This window comes from Lichenibacterium minor (assembly GCF_004137685.1).
Lineage (GTDB): Bacteria > Pseudomonadota > Alphaproteobacteria > Rhizobiales > Beijerinckiaceae > Lichenihabitans > Lichenihabitans minor.
The window spans coordinates 17,952-34,804 of sequence record NZ_QYBB01000040.1; the positions used below are offsets into that span (position 1 = coordinate 17,952).

Annotated in this window: 15 protein-coding genes; 8 read left to right on the plus strand and 7 right to left on the minus strand. The window is 63.5% G+C overall.

From position 1 onward, the window contains the following. The first annotated feature begins 6 nt into the window (after positions 1-6). The gene (locus D3273_RS22210; protein WP_129229086.1) at positions 7-2,478 is read left to right on the plus strand and encodes a diguanylate cyclase; all 2,472 of its coding nucleotides are present in this window, start codon (positions 7-9) and stop codon (positions 2,476-2,478) included. Positions 2,479-2,644: 166 nt separating this feature from the next. Beyond that, positions 2,645-4,924 carry a putative bifunctional diguanylate cyclase/phosphodiesterase gene (locus D3273_RS22215; protein WP_129229087.1) on the plus strand — a complete coding sequence of 760 codons (2,280 nt, stop codon included), beginning with the start codon at positions 2,645-2,647 and terminating at the stop codon, positions 4,922-4,924. Here D3273_RS22215 and D3273_RS22220 read toward each other — a convergent pair. Both D3273_RS22220 and D3273_RS22225 read right to left on the minus strand, forming a co-directional pair. Next, positions 4,846-5,913 carry a DMT family transporter gene (locus D3273_RS22220; protein WP_129229088.1) on the minus strand — a complete coding sequence of 356 codons (1,068 nt, stop codon included), beginning with the start codon at positions 5,911-5,913 and terminating at the stop codon, positions 4,846-4,848. The genes D3273_RS22215 and D3273_RS22220 overlap by 79 nt on opposite strands. A gap of 57 nt (positions 5,914-5,970) precedes the next feature. After that, on the minus strand, positions 5,971-6,843 hold the full coding sequence (locus D3273_RS22225; RefSeq protein ID WP_129229089.1) for a hypothetical protein: 873 nt from the start codon (positions 6,841-6,843) through the stop codon (positions 5,971-5,973). Positions 6,844-7,106: 263 nt separating this feature from the next. On the opposite strand from D3273_RS22225, the gene D3273_RS22230 reads away from it, so the two are divergent. After that, on the plus strand, positions 7,107-7,628 hold the full coding sequence (locus tag D3273_RS22230; RefSeq protein WP_129229090.1) for a hypothetical protein: 522 nt from the start codon (positions 7,107-7,109) through the stop codon (positions 7,626-7,628). Positions 7,629-8,055: 427 nt separating this feature from the next. Here the strand turns inward: D3273_RS22230 and D3273_RS22235 are convergent, their stop codons facing one another. The 3 genes from D3273_RS22235 to D3273_RS29720 all read right to left on the minus strand — a co-directional run bounded on the left by D3273_RS22235 (position 8,056) and on the right by D3273_RS29720 (position 9,831). Then, positions 8,056-8,655 carry a chemotaxis protein CheB gene (locus tag D3273_RS22235; protein ID WP_129229091.1) on the minus strand — a complete coding sequence of 200 codons (600 nt, stop codon included), beginning with the start codon at positions 8,653-8,655 and terminating at the stop codon, positions 8,056-8,058. Between the two features lie 6 nt (positions 8,656-8,661). Beyond that, positions 8,662-9,342 (minus strand): Crp/Fnr family transcriptional regulator, encoded by a 681-nt coding sequence (locus D3273_RS22240; protein ID WP_129229092.1) that lies wholly within the window; start codon positions 9,340-9,342, stop codon positions 8,662-8,664. Positions 9,343-9,702: 360 nt separating this feature from the next. Further along, positions 9,703-9,831: a hypothetical protein gene (locus D3273_RS29720; protein ID WP_281011373.1), complete on the minus strand. Its 129-nt coding sequence runs from the start codon at positions 9,829-9,831 to the stop codon at positions 9,703-9,705. Between the two features lie 321 nt (positions 9,832-10,152). Here D3273_RS29720 and D3273_RS22245 point away from each other — a divergent pair, with 321 nt between their 5' ends. The 5 genes from D3273_RS22245 (at position 10,153) to D3273_RS22265 (ending at position 14,156) form a co-directional block, all read left to right on the plus strand. Beyond that, positions 10,153-10,437, plus strand: coding sequence for a hypothetical protein (locus D3273_RS22245; protein ID WP_129229093.1), 285 nt, complete (start codon positions 10,153-10,155; stop codon positions 10,435-10,437). Beyond that, positions 10,434-11,456: an SMP-30/gluconolactonase/LRE family protein gene (locus D3273_RS22250; protein ID WP_129229094.1), complete on the plus strand. Its 1,023-nt coding sequence runs from the start codon at positions 10,434-10,436 to the stop codon at positions 11,454-11,456. The genes D3273_RS22245 and D3273_RS22250 overlap by 4 nt, the downstream gene beginning before the upstream one ends. Next, complete coding sequence (locus D3273_RS22255) at positions 11,453-12,031, plus strand: histidine phosphatase family protein (RefSeq protein ID WP_207210871.1); 579 nt, start codon at positions 11,453-11,455, stop codon at positions 12,029-12,031. Before D3273_RS22250 ends, D3273_RS22255 begins: the two co-directional genes overlap by 4 nt. Before the next feature lie 473 nt (positions 12,032-12,504). Continuing rightward, positions 12,505-12,987 carry a DUF4142 domain-containing protein gene (locus D3273_RS28405; protein WP_165359613.1) on the plus strand — a complete coding sequence of 161 codons (483 nt, stop codon included), beginning with the start codon at positions 12,505-12,507 and terminating at the stop codon, positions 12,985-12,987. A gap of 50 nt (positions 12,988-13,037) precedes the next feature. Continuing rightward, positions 13,038-14,156, plus strand: coding sequence for an alpha/beta hydrolase (locus D3273_RS22265; protein WP_129229096.1), 1,119 nt, complete (start codon positions 13,038-13,040; stop codon positions 14,154-14,156). 460 nt (positions 14,157-14,616) lie between these two features. Here D3273_RS22265 and D3273_RS22270 read toward each other — a convergent pair whose 3' ends face one another. Then, complete coding sequence (locus D3273_RS22270; protein ID WP_129229097.1) at positions 14,617-14,811, minus strand: hypothetical protein; 195 nt, start codon at positions 14,809-14,811, stop codon at positions 14,617-14,619. Positions 14,812-14,831: 20 nt separating this feature from the next. Further along, entirely contained in the window at positions 14,832-15,050 is a 219-nt protein-coding gene (locus tag D3273_RS22275; RefSeq protein ID WP_129229098.1) for a hypothetical protein, read from the minus strand. Positions 15,051-16,853: the final 1,803 nt, after the last annotated feature.

The following is a 16,853-nucleotide window of genomic DNA, read 5'->3' on the forward strand; positions in this document are numbered from 1 at the left end:
TTCTCGATGTCCGCTCCCTCCAATTTGCCTGCGGCACCCGGAAGTGTCGAAGTCAGAGCCGGACCGCGGCAGTTCGGGCGAGGACGGGGAAAGGTCCGTTTCCTCGGGCTGTCCATTGCGGTGCTCACCGCTGGCTTTTGTGCCGCCTCGGGGTGGACGCTCTATGACCTGAGGCAGAGCACCTACGCCCAGGCGGTGAGCTCGGAAACCAACCTGCTCAACGCCCTTTCGCAGGACGTCGCCCGCAACATCGAACTCTACGACATGTCGCTGCAGGCCGTCGTCGACGGTCTCGCAGAACCCAAGCTGGCGAGCCTCGACCCTCATCTGCAGGACATGGTCTTGTACGACAGGGCTGCCTCGGCAAAGAGCCTCGGCTCCATCCTGGTCCTCGACCGCGATGGGGTGGTGTTCCGCGGGTCGAAGGCAGGAGCTATCGGGGCCGATCTCGGCGATCGCGAATACTTTACGGCGCAGAAGGCCTCGCCTGATCGCGGTCTGTTCATCAGCGCGCCTTTCACGCGTCGTGTCACTGGCGACGACGAGGTCATCGCCCTCAGCCGCTCTCTGAAGGCGGCTGACGGCTCCTTCGCCGGCGTCGTCGTCGGCACGATGCGGCTGGCCTACTTCCGTGAGCTCTTCTCGAAGGCCAACCTCGGCCGGCTCGGCTCCATCAACCTGTTCCGCACCGATGGCGTCTCGTTGATGCGCCTACCCTACGATCCCAGCCAGATCGGGCTGAGCTTTGCCAAAAGCGCCAATTTTCAGCAGTTTGTGCAATCCCCATCAGGCACCTTCACCGGGAAAGCGACCATCGATGGTGTTGATCGTATCTACAGTTTCACCCATGTTGGCGATTTGCCTCTGGTGATGAACGTCGCCTTGGCGGAAGAAGATGTCTTCGCTATCTGGCGCGCGAAAACGGTAAGCATCGGTCTGGGTCTCGTCGCGCTCTGCGCGGCGGCGGGAGTATTGCCGCAGCTGCTGAAACAGCAGCTGCGGCGGACCGCTGAGGCCGAAGCGCAGTTGTCGCGCAGCGAAGCTCAGTACAGGCTTTTTGCAGACCATGCCCAGGACGTCATCGTCCGGCTCGACCGCTCACTGCGGCGGACCTACGTGTCCCCCGCCGTATCGAACATGCTGGGGTATGCCCCCGAGGAACTGCTCGGTCATAGCTTTTCAGCGCTGGTCCACCCTGAGGACTGGCCGAACGTCGCCGTGCTGATCTGCGCCTCGCAGGCCGAGGGCGCCAATACCGAGGCGACGTATCGGCTGCGGCACAAGGCCGGGCATCACGTCTGGATCGAAGCACGCTACAGCCTGGTGGACGAAGACGGCGGCTTCATCGTCGTGCTGCGTGATATCAGCAAGCGCAAGGCCGCCGAGGAGCAGCTGGAGGCCTTGAATGCCGAGTTGGCACGCGTGGCGCGCTGCGACGCCCTGACCGGCCTCTCGAACCGCCGCCATTTTGATGAGGCACTCGACAGCGAGTGGCGACGGGCCAAGCGGGACCGCGGCGCGATCTCGCTCCTGCTGCTCGATGTCGATCGGTTCAAGCTGTACAACGACCGTTACGGTCATCAGGAGGGCGATGCCTGCCTGCGTGCCGTGGCCACCGCCGTGGCGAGTGGAGTGCGGCGTCCCGGCGACCTCGCCGCCCGCTACGGCGGCGAGGAGCTCGCCATCGTCCTGCCGGGGACCGATGAGAAGGGGGCCGTTCAGGTGGCCGAGCGGGTGCGCGTCGCCATCGAGAGCCTCGCCATCCCGCACCTTGGCAACGCGGGTTGCGGTTCTGTGGTGACGGCGAGCCTCGGCTGCGCCACCCTGAACCCGGCAGACGAAGAGGGGGAGCCATCGAAGCTCGTCGCCTTAGCGGACGCACGCCTCTACGAGGCCAAGCGCACCGGGCGCAATCGAGTCGGCACCTCGATGTCAGATGCGGGGGTGGCACCCGATGCACTCCACGAGGTGGAGCGTCTGGGCGTGCTCGCTAACTATGAAAAGAACGGGGCGGCTCGATCCTCGGACAGTCTCGACCGCATCGCCAAGCTCGCAGCTCATCTCCTCGGCACGCCGATGGCCTTCGTGTCGCTGGTCGGCCATGAGGAGGCTATTCTCGTCGGACGGCACAACGTGGAGATGGAGCGGGTTCGGCGCGATATCGCCTACTGCACTCACACGATCCAGGGTGACGAGCCCCTCGTGGTGCCGAGCACGCATGCCGACCCGCGCTTCAGCGACAACCCGATCACGAGGTCAGGCATCGGCTTCTACGCCGGTGCGCCGCTGATCAGCCCATCGAACGGGCACAAGCTGGGCTCCCTCTGCGTAGTCGACCACCGCGCCCGCCCACCGCTCGACGCGGCGCAACGTCATCTGCTCGCCGGCTTGGCACTCCTGGTGATCGACGATCTGGAAAGCCGGCGCGCCGCGTCGGAGACAGATAGCCCCGCGCCTAGCCGAACGCGCGCAGCGTAGATCGTCGGGTCGGAACCGGAGAACGCCATCCTTCACGTCTCGTTAAAGATCGTCCATCTCGCAGCTGGAAAGCTCACCAGAGCTGGCGTGGATGCAATGCTCCTCTTTCAAGGAGTGATAAGATTCAGCTCATATACCAGGAACAGCCTCAGGCGATGGATGTGAGATGAACAGGACCGCGGTCGCTGCCTGGACGAGGATGGCCAGACGGCAGACGGCCGTCGTCGTCGGCACCTCCATCGTCGCCATGCTCTGGCTGGGCGTCTTTTACAAGGATTTCTCGGACAGGGCCGACGCCAGACACGATGCCAAGCATACCGAACAGGCCTATGCGGTGATGTTCGAGGAGAGCGTGCTACGGGCCATCGGCGAGATCGACAAGACGCTCCTCTACATGCGCCGTCTGCTCGAAGGAGGCAATCAAGCCGAGCTTTATGCGAACCTCGCCACGACCCACGACCTGCTGAGCGACATCATTGTCCAGGTCGCCGTCCTGGACGAGCATGGGATAATGCGGGCCACCAATGCCGGGCCCCAACCGCCGCCACCGAAAGACCTCAGCGACCGACCGCACTTCAAGGCGCACCTGACCAATCCCGATGACATTCTGTACATCGGAACACCGCTCGTCGGCAGGGCTAGCAACCACATGTCGGTGCAGTTCAGCCGGCGGGTGCGTGCGGTGGATGGCGGCTTTGGCGGCGTGGTCGTTGCATCGCTCGATCCCTTCCACTTCGCCAGTTTCCTCGACCGAGTGAACCTCGGCTCCCCGGCTTCCGTGTCGCTGATCGGCGAGGATGGGGTGGTGCGCGCGGACGGAGGCCAGGACGATGGCATTCATCTAGGCGACAGCGTCGTTGACCTGCCCGTCTACGCCCTCATGATGGCAGGCCATGACTGTGCTCTGGAGCTGAAGGGAAAGAATGGCCAGAGCGATCGCGTCGTGGCCCTGCACAAGGTGGACGGCCAACCGCTCTGGGTGATGGTCTCCATATTTGAAGCCGACATCTTCCGCGACGCGAATGCGGAACTGGCCCTCGACAGCGCCGTCGGGCTCGCACTCACCTTGCTGATCATCGGAGTGGTGGTGAAGCTGCAGCGGATCGAAGGACGTCGTCGCGCTGCCGAAGCCGAAGTAACCCGCTCCGCCCTGCGAGATCCGTTGACCGACCTGCCGAACCGGCGCGTTCTGCAGAGCGAGTTGAAACGGGCGTTGGACGTCGCGTGTGGCTCCGACGCCGAACGAGGCTGCGCCCTGCTGCTCCTCGATCTCGACCGCTTCAAGGTCGTCAACGACACCCTGGGCCACGCTGCCGGCGACGAGCTTCTCGTCGCGGTGAGCCGGCGAATCAGCGCTGCCCTCGGTCCTGACTACCTCCTCGCGCGTCTCGGGGGTGATGAGTTCGCCGTGGTGGTGCGGCGCCTCAACGGACAGCCATCACTGTCGGCGTTGGCCGAACGCCTCGGCGCGACCACCTCTCAGCCATTCGACATCGGCCAAAACCGAGTCGTCACGGGTTTGAGCATCGGTATCGCGGTCGGTCCCGAGGACGGGAAAGAGTTCGATGACCTCATGGTAGCCGCCGACCTCGCCCTCTATTCGGCCAAAGCTTCCGCCCGTGGCGGCCATGTCGTCTACAACCGGTCCATGAAGGAGTTGCTGACGCAGCGCCATCAGCTCGAGATCGACCTCCGGCAGGCCCTGAAAGACGAAGCCTTGAGCTTGTACTTCCAGCCCTCCATCTCGGCGGCGACAGGTCGCATCTCCAGCTTCGAAGCCTTGGCGCGGTGGCGACATCCGATGCACGGCTTCATCTCGCCGGCCGTGTTCATCGCCGTTGCGGAGGAGACCGGCCTGATCGGTGACCTCGGCCGCTGGGCGATGCGGGAAGCCTGTTCGGCGGCCAAGGACTGGCCGGAGGACATCCGGGTGGCGGTGAACTTGTCGCCGGTCCAGCTCAGGGAACCTGGGTTGGTCGCGATGGTCGCTGCCGCTCTCGACGCTGCCGGCCTGCCGGCCCGACGGCTGGAGATCGAGATTACCGAGCAGATGCTGCTCGATAACAGCGAGCACAATCATCACGTGCTGCAAAGCCTGAAGGACCTCGGCGTCTCCATCGCCATGGACGACTTCGGCACCGGCTATTCCTCGCTGAACTACCTGCACGCCTTCCCGTTCGATCGCGTCAAGGTCGATCAGGCGTTCGTGGCGAAGCTCGGGCAGGGATCCCGGCACACGGCTCTGGTCCGCGCCGTGGTGGACCTCGCCCGCTCGTTCGGCATGGCGACGACGGCCGAAGGGGTGGAGACCGCCGAGCAGCGTGATATCCTGATGGGTCTAGGCTGCACCGACATCCAAGGCTACTTCTACGCCCGTCCCATGCCCGTCTCCGACGTCGTGACCTTTATCACGCACTGGTCCGAGAAGGAAACCGTCGCCGCCTGATGCACGGTCGGCGTCACGCTTCGAGGGTGGAAGGTGCCCCCGACGCCGAGCAAGCGACGCATCAGGCCTGTTTCGTGGGCCACTAGGAGGAGCCCCGACCCTACCACCACCGCAGCGCCGACCAGCAGCGTCGGGGTCGGGATCTCCCCGAACAGCAAGGCCCCGAAGGCGATGCCCCAGACCAGCATGAAGTAATAGAAGGGCGAAACCACCATGGCCGGAGCCCTGGCCAGGGCTTGCGTCCACAGGTATTGGGCGCCGACGTGACAGCAGCCGAGGGCGGCGAAGAGGGCGGCGTCCGTGAGCCTCGGGACGCGGAAGCCAAGGGCCAACATGCCGAGGTGGGCTGCGGCCATCACGCTCATCTGCCACATGAGCAGGGTCGGCGCGGACTCGGTCTTGGTCATCCCCCGCACCGCGACCGTCACGGAACCGTACATGACGGCGTTGCCGAGGGCTAACAAGGCACCGAGTTGCAGCGTTGCGGCGCCGGGACGGGTCACAATGAGCACGCCGAGGAAGCCTATGACGAGCACCGCCCAACGCATCGCGTCCGCCCGCTCTCGGTAGACCAAAATTGCCACGATGGCGGCAAACAACGGGGCGGAGAAGCCGATCGCGGTCACGCTCGCCAACGGCATCAATCCGAGGGCCGCGACAGTGAAGGTTTGCGAGACGGCCTGCGAAAGCCCCCGCGCCACATGCGCCCCGGGCTTGGCGGTTTTAAATACCGCGAGGCCATGGCGGGGCAGCAGAAACGAGCAGCACAACGCCAGGGCCACGGCGGAGCGAAAAACCATGACCTCACCCACGGGGTAGCGGCCCACGAGCGACTTCGACAGCACGTTGGACAGGGTGAGAAAGAATGTGGCACCGATCATCAAGCCGATGCCGAGCAGCACCCGATCAGCTTGGCGGCTGGCCGCTGATGGCATCTTTCCCAATTGTTTGAACGGAAACCACTGAACGCGAGCCGGCAAGCTGGTCATGGGATGCACTCGGGAAAAGGACGGCACGACAGCCCGCTCTGCAGCTCCGCGCAGCTACTAAACCTCGGCCACGAGAGCGCTCGAAAGAGAAACGAGCGTCGAGGTGGGAACGACATTATCGGCCGGCATGAACCACGGCTTGACCCCCACACCCCGCTTCAATGAATACATGTAAAATATTGGCATCGATATGGGGAAGAGTTCCCGGAATTCGGCACTGTTGAAGGTCGCAAACACCGCCTGTGGGTAAGCGAGCTCCACGGCGCGTCTTTCGAGCATGTTCATGCGATAGTATTCTAGAGCACCACCCTCGGTAGAATTTTCACCTCGGTACCACTTGGCTGCACACGCGACGAGGCTGTCCAGGACAGCGCCGCATGGCGCCACCTCCGCCTCCGACTCAATGCGGTCGGCCGCCCCGGCGACGAGGGTGCTTAGCCGCACAGTGCTGAAACCACGGGCCGCAGCGGCGTCGGCGACAGCGGCAAAGTAGGCGTTCACGGATGCGGGGGCATGACCGTTCAATCGGGCGTGGGTATCAGTGAGGATCAGGCGTATGGAGGCGCCACTTTCGTAAGCCGCTCGGATGCGGGTCGCCATGCCAGCCAGATAATCCAGGCAGGCGAGATCGGGAGCCGCAACTTCCGAGCGAGGGCCTTTGCCCCAGTAAAGTACGAAGGGGATCGGAACGTCCTTCGTCACTGCACGGATCACGACGTCGCGAAGGCGATCGGCGCAGCTCGGCTGTTCGCGCTTGTAGGCCCAGGTGTTGAAAGCCTTGAGGACCGAGTCCGCCGTTGCAGCGATGGTGGTCGTGCCACCCTGTGCGCCAGCGTTCTTGGGTTTCTTTGGATTGCTCCTCCCTACCGAGACATCCTTGATGGCAACCAAGGGTCTGACAGGACGATGCATCGCCTGAACCTGCGTCATGGGGTCGGTCTCGCCATGGAGTTGACCAAGCGAGGTAAACATTCGTTAAGATTTTACGCAAGAATGATTTTAACGGATAGTTAACCGTGCGCGCGCAGGTGGGTTCCATCGGCGCAACCTCAACTCCGTCACGCGAACAACGAGATACCTCCCGAAATATACCAGCAGTCGCGCGATATCACTCGTTTTTGCAACTCCTACACGATTGCGTGGTCTTCGGTTCTGGGACAAGAGTCTCGGCTCAGATAACGGAGAAGCTCGATATGGAGCCCACTGGACCACAGCCTTTCATCGTTAATGGCGAGAGCAATCAAAAGGCATTCTGGTTTGAAATGCAGCTCCTCGCCATGAGAGGCATGGAGCGACCGGAAAGCCTCACCCTAGAGGACATCAGACGCGTATGCCGAGTCACCGTTATCGGCTTGGCGAAGCGCGATGAAAGCGGCACGTTCCCACGATCGTCAGCGCTCGATCGCCACCGTCTCTCCGTTGCTGACAGCATGGAGGGCAACCCTCATGCCGGCAATGAAAGCACTCGACAAGGCCGCACAACTCCTGACTTTGTGCCGCGGACCGGCGGGCTCGTCCCCGTCGAGGCAAGCCGGCGTCGCGAATGTCTGTCGCAAAAGGAAATCATTTTGCGAGGGCTTTTGCGACCGAAGCCGCTTGAGAACGCCGGTGGCAACGTCTCCTTTCGCCCGATTCAGATTGAAAGCAGCCGGACCACTCCCCACCCACTTCCGCTGTCCGGCCGATGTCGACCCATCGTAGACGGTCATGGCTGAAGCGAAACACCCCGAAAGCAGCCGTTCGTAAACGAGGGTGAGAAGGCCTCAGCTATGAATGCCGCATCAACCCGGTCAGCACGATGACGACTAGCAAGACCCAGGCTATAACGAACACCGCCGCTACGAACCAGGCGAACAGCATCCCTTTTCGGTGACAGTCCTGCGTCCTCACGGCACCCACGACGACGACCGACGGACGCACACGAACCGCAAGTCCGCCCGCGCTCCATGCATGGCTTGAGTGAGCAATTCGTTCCACTCCGTGACGATCACGACACCTCTTCCCACCCCCGACCACGCCATTACTACCAGCAGGAACCCTCCAGGGTCAGCAGGGGAGGGGCTTGGGAGAACCGCCCGGATCAGTCTCCGTTGAAGTAAACCAGGGAAATCGTGAAGGATATGATCAGGAACGCCTCCACGTTTAGGCAGTCGCGACTGCGGCAATGATGGCCCGAACGATTTCGAAGGAGCTGCCGACGAGGTCAACAGGGCCGTCGTAGGAAATGGCGTTCTCCTGCATGCCAGGGATAGGCGATCCGCTCGGCTTCAGCACCATCGTCAGGCCGCCCGCATGATGGATGGCGGCGAGCCCGCGTGCACCGTCATCCAGGAAGCCGGACAAAATCACGCCGATGCTGCGGGTGCCCGCGTGTTCGGCCAGAGACATGAGCAGGAGGTCGACTGTGCGGTTGCGATACCGGCGATCGGGATCTTTGACCAGGCTGCCGAAGCTCTTCGCCGCGATGGTCAGGTGCTCGGCGGGCTCACCGACATAGGCATGCCCGGTTTTGAAGCGCTCGCCGTTGGATGCGACAATGACAGGCATGCGGGATGAACGTGACAAGACGCTACCAAGGTGGCTCACCTTACCCCACGGGCGGTGGAGCACAATCAGCACGACCGCATTCAGCGAAGGGGACAGCTCGCGCAGGAGATCGCCGATGTCGTCGAGACCGACCGGTCCCGATGCGCCGACCGCCACGAACCAGGGAGCGGGTGACGTCGACGTGGCTGACTCCACCCCCACTCAGGCAACAGACTCGAGGGCGTCGAGGTGTAAATAGTTCGAGTTGAAACCGCAGAACCGCATCAAAGCCACCGTGTCGCCGATTTCGACAATCTTGTACCTCATTTTGAGCAGCCCCAGTTCGCGAAGCTGCTGCAGGCAGCGGTTGACGTGGACCATCGACAAGCCCGTGGTGTCGGCGATGTCCTCCTGGTTCAGAGCCAAACTGAAAGTGCCGTTGGTCACCACGCCGGCGGCCTGCAGCTTGACGTGGAACTCGCAGAAGAGATGTGCGATGCGCTCGACTGCGGGACGCTGGCCCACGTTGAGGAGCCATTCCCGCATCGTCCCTTCGTCGACGAGGGTGGCCCACCATAACGCTCGGGCGAGTGCTGGACGCTCCGTCATCTCGGCTATGCGATACCGTGGGATGTCGACGACCTTGCAGGCCGACACTGTCGCGATGCTGTGGTCCATGGCTTTAAGCACATGGACGTGCAGGTCGCAAAAGTCCCCCGGTATCAGATAGGCCACGATCTGCCGTCTGCCATTGGGGAGGTTTTTGTAACGACACGCGAGACCTTGGATGATCAGGCGCACGTTATCCGAAGACTGCCCTTCACGGATTAGATCTCTTCGAGCCGTTACGTCGCGGATTGGAAGGATGATCTCATCGAGGAGACGTCGGTCGGCATCAGGCAAGAGAGGAAATTATTCCAGCTTGCGCGTCAGCACATTACCCATGGTTGCCCCCCCCCCCCCGGGCGACAAGGCGCCACATTGATTGCTAGCATGGGTTGATCCTTAAAAATCCACCATATGATGGGTTTCAATGGACTTGTAATCGGACCAACGGGAAATGCACCATGTGGACCGCATGGGACGCGTCGCCGACCCGTTCAAGAAGGCAGCGCGATCGCACTGGCGGCAGCATATCGGCTCACCCGCACCACGACGTTATCGCCATTTAGCTCTATGCCCGCATCCCCTCATTCCACGGCCGCCTGCGCGATCTGGGCATAAAGATCGCCTTCGACGATCACGGCACCGGTTACGCCTCGCTCAGACCATGCCGTCGGCCGCCACCATTGCGGCGGTCCGGCTGTCGCCGATGACGGCCAGATGCTCGATCGACGGGTAGGGCACGAAGTGCAGGTCGGCTTGGTCCTCGGTGGTTCTGTGGTCGTTCATCATCGGCGCTCGGCTGGGAGGGGCGAAAGGCATACGCTCCCGGCGACGACGGCCGTACGGAGGCGGTCCACGCGGCCTGACAATCTCCTGCCGACGTCGAAGGGTTCACAAATCGGAGCGGGTGTCATCGCTGGGCCGGCGATCCCGTCGAGTTCCCCGTCATCACTTCGACGCCCGCGCCGGTCGACGCCGGGGCCGCAGCCGTCGAGGGAACGTGGAGGCGGGTCGCCATGGAACCCGGCTTCGTGAGGGGCGCTTCCCGCCAAGCGTCCGCCGACCATGCGGCTGCATCGATATCGTCTCAACACCGAGGATCGGGACGTGGTCCCACGTATCTACGCCATCCGGGTCCACTCCAAGGGACCGTTCAGCGGGCGCGAGGAACGCATGGAGCCGTACGTGAACCCCGATGGCCAGTACACCCTGGCGCCTCGCCCCAAGACCGCGCTCGACCGGCCCGGCAACCGGGTCCTCACACCCGACCCGCACGAGGTCGTCCGCCTCTTACGGACCGACGCCTACTGCCTGGTAATGCGCGGCAGGTGGAGACGGAAGCACCACTTGGTCCAGCCCTATGACATCACCGTCGAAGGAACCGACTCATGACACAGGACACGTCGCTGCTCCCGGGCCGGCTGCTACGGCAGGCCGGCGGACCGAAGACGATCGAGAAGTTCACCGGCATCGAGATCCACGACTCTCGCCTGGAAGAGGTGCTGTCGGCCGATGCGGAGCCCGTCATCCTGTACCAGTTCACCCTGCACGGCGAGGGGACGATCTGGGACACGCCGAACGGCAGGCTCGTGTGGTCCGACGTGCCGAACCGCCGCCTCCTCGGCTGGTATCCCGACGGACACGTTGAGGTCGTGATCGACAACACCGAGTTCATGAACGGCAACGCCCTCGGCGCGGACGGCGTGCTGGTCCACTGCGAGCACGGCCGCCGCTGCATCAGCCGCTCCGACGTTCAGGGCGGGGCCACGCCCATCGTCACCCATTTCGAGGGCAAGCGCCTGAACTCCCCCAACGACGTCACCGTGGCGGCCGACGGGGCGATCTGGTTCACCGACCCCACCTTCGGCATCCTGATGCCGAACCAGGGCTCCATCGTCGAGCCGCAACTCGACCACCGCAGCGTCTATCGCTTCGATCCCGCCACTAAGGATTTGCGGCGCATGGCCGACTTCGAGCAGCCGAACGGGCTGTTTTTCTCGCCGGACGGCCGCACCCTCTATGTGTCCGATACGGCGCGGTCGCTCGGCGAGATCATCGGCGGCCACGAGAAGGACACGCACGAGATCGTAGCCTTCGACGTGGCGGAGGACGGCACGTTGTCGAACCGGCGCTTCTTCCTGCGCACTGATCACGGCTATCCTGACGGCTTCGCGGTGGACGCGCGCGGTTGGGTCTGGACGACGTCGGGCGACGGCATCCAGATCTACGCGCCCGACCGCACCAAGCTCGGCTTTTTCCCGACCCCGGCCACGCCCGCCAACTGCTGCTTCGGCGGTAAGGACATGGATCGTTTCTTCGTGGCGGCGAAGGACTACCTGCTCGTCCTGGACCTCAAGGGCCCTTCATTCCTGAGCCGTTCCGCGAACTTCATGCGCGATCTCGCGCGATGATCGATGATGGAGCGTCCGCCTCGAACCACCATGGAGCCGCTGTGATAGGCCCTTCGCGCATCATGATCATCCGGCATGCGGAAAAGCACGCCGAGCCGGGCGTCACCGTCGAGGGGCGAAGCGACGAGCACAGCCTGACCGTGCGGGGTTGGCAGCGTGCGGGCGCCCTGGTGCGCCTGTTCGGTCCCGACGCAGATGTCGCCCTGCGCCCGGATGTCGTCTACGCTTCGGCCATCGGCCCGGAAAGTGAGACCCGGAGACCCCAGCAGACGGTCGGGCCGCTGGTCGACCTCATGCGAGAGCATAACGATTCCATGTACGACGACCGCTTTCTGAAGCCAAACGTCGAGGCACTGGTCGCCGACGTGCTGGAGAGGACCGGCACGGTGCTGATCGCTTGGGAGCACTCCCGCATCCCCGCCATCGTCGCGGCGCTGCCCCATGCTCCCGCGGTCCCGTCCGAATGGCCCAAGGATCGTTACGACCTCGTCTGGGTGCTGGACCGATCCGGTCAGGGCTGGGACTTCCGGCAGATTCCGCAACTCCTGCTGTCGGGAGATCAGCACGCGAGCTGAATGCAGGAGCCCATCGAGTCCGACGGTTCAGGCGCCTCACGTCTTGATCATGCTTCGGATCAATCTCGCGCCCGCCGACGTGTCGGTGCTCGTCGTTGGCACGGCCAAGCCGTTTCATATTCTGGCGGATCAGGCCGCCCTGCGTGCCAAGATCACGTCCGCATTCTGGGACGAGTTACGCGCGCAGGGTGTCATAAACTCCGATGCGGCCGTGCCATCGTGGTCACGCGCTTGCGTCCGGCTCCAAGCGCGCCGGCGGCGCGAGCGGAGCGTTTCAGTCTGCGATGGTGCTTACAGGCCGAGCGGACTTTGTTTGGCCGACGGCGCTCGAAGATCACAGGCGCATCCGGTCCCATCGCGGCGGCGAGGGAGAGCCCGCGCTTTCCGAAGGCGTGAGGGTGTCTTCCCCGAAAGCTTCGGAACTCGCCGTGGGCGCTTCGGGTTCGACGGGTCCCAGGAACCGGGAAGATGATATGATCAAGCTCGCAGGAGCCGCCGCGCTCGCGTTGGTGACGTCGGGGGCATGGGCGCAGAGCCCGCCGCTTTCCAACGCCGACTTCGTCATGCACGCTTCCGTCGGGAATACCTTCGAGATCGAGGAGTCGAAGCTCGCTCTCGACCGCGCCACCGACCCGCGCATCAAGGCCTTCGCCAAGAAGATGATCTCCGACCACACGACGGCGGAAAAAAGCCTTGAGGAGGCCGCCGGCAAGGACAAGCTCAAGACCGAGCCCATGCTCGACAACGCTCATCAGGCGATGCTGGACAACTTGAAGACCTTCCACGGCACGGATTTCGACAAGATTTACATGGCCGATCAGATCGCAGCCCACACCGAAACCGTCGCGCTGGTGTCGGACTACAAAGTGAACGGCAAGGACGTCTCGCTGAAGGGCTGGGCCGACAAGACGCTGCCTGTGGTCAAGGAGCACCTCGAGATGATCGAGGCGATGTGAGCCGCACCGTTCCGACCCGATCTTCGACTCAGAATGAAAAGAGCCCGATCATGACGCTTCGCACCTTCCGGTGGACGACACTGCTCGTCAGCGCGCTGCTGTCCGGCCCCGCCATCGCCCAGACGGCCACACCGGCTGCGACCGACGCCGCCTCGGGCGACAAAGGCGCCGCCAAGATCGAGGCCGACATCGGCTCCAAGCCCGAGAAGCCAGACGCCGACATGGCCAAGGTGCTGGCGGCGCTGAAGGCACTCGACCCGAAACCGCTGCCCAAGCTGACGGCCGCCGAGGCGCGCCAGCAGCCGAGCGCGGCGGACGCGGCCATGAAGGTGCTGCGCGATGAGGACCATAGCACGCTGCCCGACACGGGTGTCATGACCAAGAACATTTTGGTCGATGGCGGCAAGGGCAAGATCGTCGCGACCGTCTACACGCCGGCCACGGCCACAGGCCCGCTCCCGGTCGTCGTCTATTATCACGGCGGCGGTTTCGTCATCGCCGACAACGCGACCTACGACGCTACCCCGCGCACGCTGTCCAAAGCCGTCAATGCGGTGTTCGTGTCGGTGGAATATAGCAAGGCGCCCGAGCACAAGTTCCCCGCTGCGCATGACGATGCGGTGGCGGCCTACAAGTGGGTGACGCAGAACGCGGCCAGCATCGGCGGCGACCCCACGAAAATCGCCCTTCTGGGGGAGAGCGCGGGCGGCAACCTCGCCGTCAACGTCGCGATCGCGGCGCGGGACCAGAACTTGACGAAGCCGATGCGTGAGGTGATCGTCTACCCGATGGCGGGCACGAACCTCGACTCGCCATCCTACAAGGAGCACGCCGCGGCCAAGCCGCTCGACAAGCCCATGATGGAGTGGTTCTACAAGAACCTCACCAACTCCCCTGCCGACATGCAGGACCCGCGGCTCGACATCGTCGGCAAGGCGGACCTCCACGGCCTCGCACCGGCCACGGTCGTCACCGACGAGATCGACCCGCTGAACTCGGAAGGCCAGGCGCTGGCCGTCAAACTGAAACAGGCCGGCGTGACGGTCGACGCTCAAGACTACAAGGGCGTGACGCACGAGTTCTTCGGCATGGGCCTCGTGGTCGACAAGGCCAAGACGGCCGAGGATGTGGCGGCCAAGGACCTGAAAGCTGCCTTCGCGGGCCAGTGAGCCGCGATTCATGGGCCAGGTCACGTAGTGAACGGGGGCGAGCTCAGGCTCGCCCTTGGAACGACAGGCTCGTCTCCGTGCTGGCTTGTGCGACATCGAAAGCGACATCCGTCTCGTCGCTTCTCGATGCGGGTACCGGCTGTGTCAGAGACGTCGTGGCCCGCAGGCAGGTCGAGGAAGCACGGGGCGCTGTTGCACGATGCGGGGCGCCTCGCGGTGACGTGGCAGCAGCGGACCGAGTCCGGCTTGGAGCGGGCCCCCGAGTCCTCCGCATCGTCGGCCGCGTCTTCGGTCTGGTCGGCCACGGAGCGGGTCATGGCCAAAGAGAGGATCACGGTCGAACCACGGTCACGCTGACATCGGCGTTTCGCGCGTCGATGCGTCGAGCGGAGCGTTCCGACGCTGGCCCTGTCGGAACGTGTGCCGGCCAGCTTGAAAAGCGTTCACCGAGCAGCGATCGTCAATCAACCTCCTCGTCGTCGTTGAACCGACCACCCATGATCGCGATGGCGGCCCTTGCGGCGCGCTCCGCCTTGTCGCGGTCGCCGGTGATCTGCCCGTCGCGGACGAACCGGCCCTGGGGATCTTCATAGATCGTCCAGTGCCATCGCTCACCGGGCGAACCGTCCCTGATCGGGCGCACGTTGAAGATCATGAGACGGCGCGCCGCGGTTCTCATCGGCTGAGCCACTCCCGGAGCTTGCCTTTCTCGAGGAGGAGGTGGGCATGGGTGTTGGACGTCATGAACTCCGCGCCGCACGGGCGCACGATCTTGCCTTCGCGTTCGGCGTCCGCGTAGGCGAGGCAGACAGCCTCCGGGGCACCGTCGAGCGTTCGGAACAGGTGCTGCATGAGCCGCTGCTGCGGGGATGCCGAGCCGAACCATCGCTTCAATGCATCCTCCGTCGGGCCAACTGCCAGAGCACGGCCTCGCAGAGACGGAGAAGCCGGTCGTGCCTCTCCTGCCGTGTGAGGATGCGAGCGGCCGTCAGCGACTGCGCTTGTAGTGGCATCGCTCCACCCTTCGGAGGTGCGTCGGGCGTCATGGCCTGATGTCCTGAGCCGTCAAGGCCTTGCGTCCGGCCGCGTAGGCGGCTTTCGAGGTCGAAAATTCCGCATGGCTCCTGTCGAGCACGATGGCGCCGAAGCGACGGATTTCCCAACCGAACTGCAGGGCCGCGCCTGGGAGCCGAACCACGAAAACGTCTGGCGCTTCCCGCGGAAGCGTCTCCTCCCTTTTGCGCCTTCTCGCCTCTATGGCGGCTACTCGGGCAGCTTCCGTGAAGTGACGTCGATTGGGCTTGCAGAGAGGCATGTCACTGAGGCTCCACGATGAACACCTGTTCATGTTGCATGACATGCGATTTTGCGTTGCATCAAATATTAAGAGGTCCTTGAGAAAAGAAAATTATCATACGGTCGGGCATATTTTCCTGATCGTCGGTTTCGTAGCCCAGCATGAGTTTGTCAATCATGTTATATTCACGTTATTTTACACATTCGTCAATATGCAAACACGCCAGAATCATTCGGGCCGACCAGCGAAAACTTGGAACCACCTTCGATATCTCGAGCTTGAGCCTACGCGCCTTCGGGCGCCGCCCCTCGTGGGCGTTTCCTCCCTAGACTTGGGCCGCTCGCCGCGAGGCTGGGCGGCCTCTTTCGTTCTGCCCAGCCTCTCCAACATCCACCCACCTTGACGGCCGCACGCAAGGTCCGATGTTCCGTGCGAGGGCTTAACGGTCGCTCCGCGACCCTCTGCCACGAAGGCAACTGATCGGAGTGACCTATGACGCGGCATCTGTATGGTGACGCCGCAGTCAGTGGCAGATCGTAGGGGAGTCAATGTCGTCGCCTCCGAAGTCGAGTCGCCAGTTCACTGAGGCCGCACGGCTTGCTGCCGCCGAAGCTCGCAGGGCAAAGCGAGAGGGTCCGGATGATTTCGGCGTCCCGGAGCTGTTCATCGTCAGGAAAGGCAATCGTGGTTTCACCTGGGAGCTTCGTCGGTTTGGCGGAATGGAGCTTCAACGCGGTTCCGAGACGTTCTCCGATGCGGCCTCGGCGCGGGCCGACGGTGAAGAGGCCCTGGTCACGTTGCTCGCCAGTGCTGATCTGCCGACATTCGAACGGAGTCGGAAAGGGTAGGCAAGCTCACTTTGACCCGTTCTGAGACCATCAGCGACTCCGGCATCTCACGCCCGGTCTGCTCCCTTCATCAGGTAGGAAGCGCACGCTCTCCGTCTCCGGGGTGTCCTGCATCAGCCTGACCGTGCAGTCCTTCACCAGGGCCGATCCTCCAAGATCACCTATCGGGGCACGGTAGACCCGGTCTGAACCAGAACGGCATTCGCCTGGTGCTGCCGGCGTGCCATGTCGTCCACGGCCCGCAGGACGATGCACAGATCACGAAGGCACCAGAGGCGCCGAACTGCGATGGCTCCGTAGAAAGGGCGGGAGTAGCGATGGGGCTTGAAGATACGGGCTGCCACGGTCGAATCGTCCGAACCTCAGGCAGGGACGGTCGGCATCAAACTTGACGGTGCTGACCACGCCCTTCGGCATGGATGCGTTGACTGCGCTCATCCGCAGGATGATCGAGGTGGGGAACGAGACTCGACGACGATCACGTCCGTCAAGGTGGTGGAGTTTGGTCTGGTGCTCACCGCGGCTCCTGACGGGTCTCAGGCTGCGATGTGG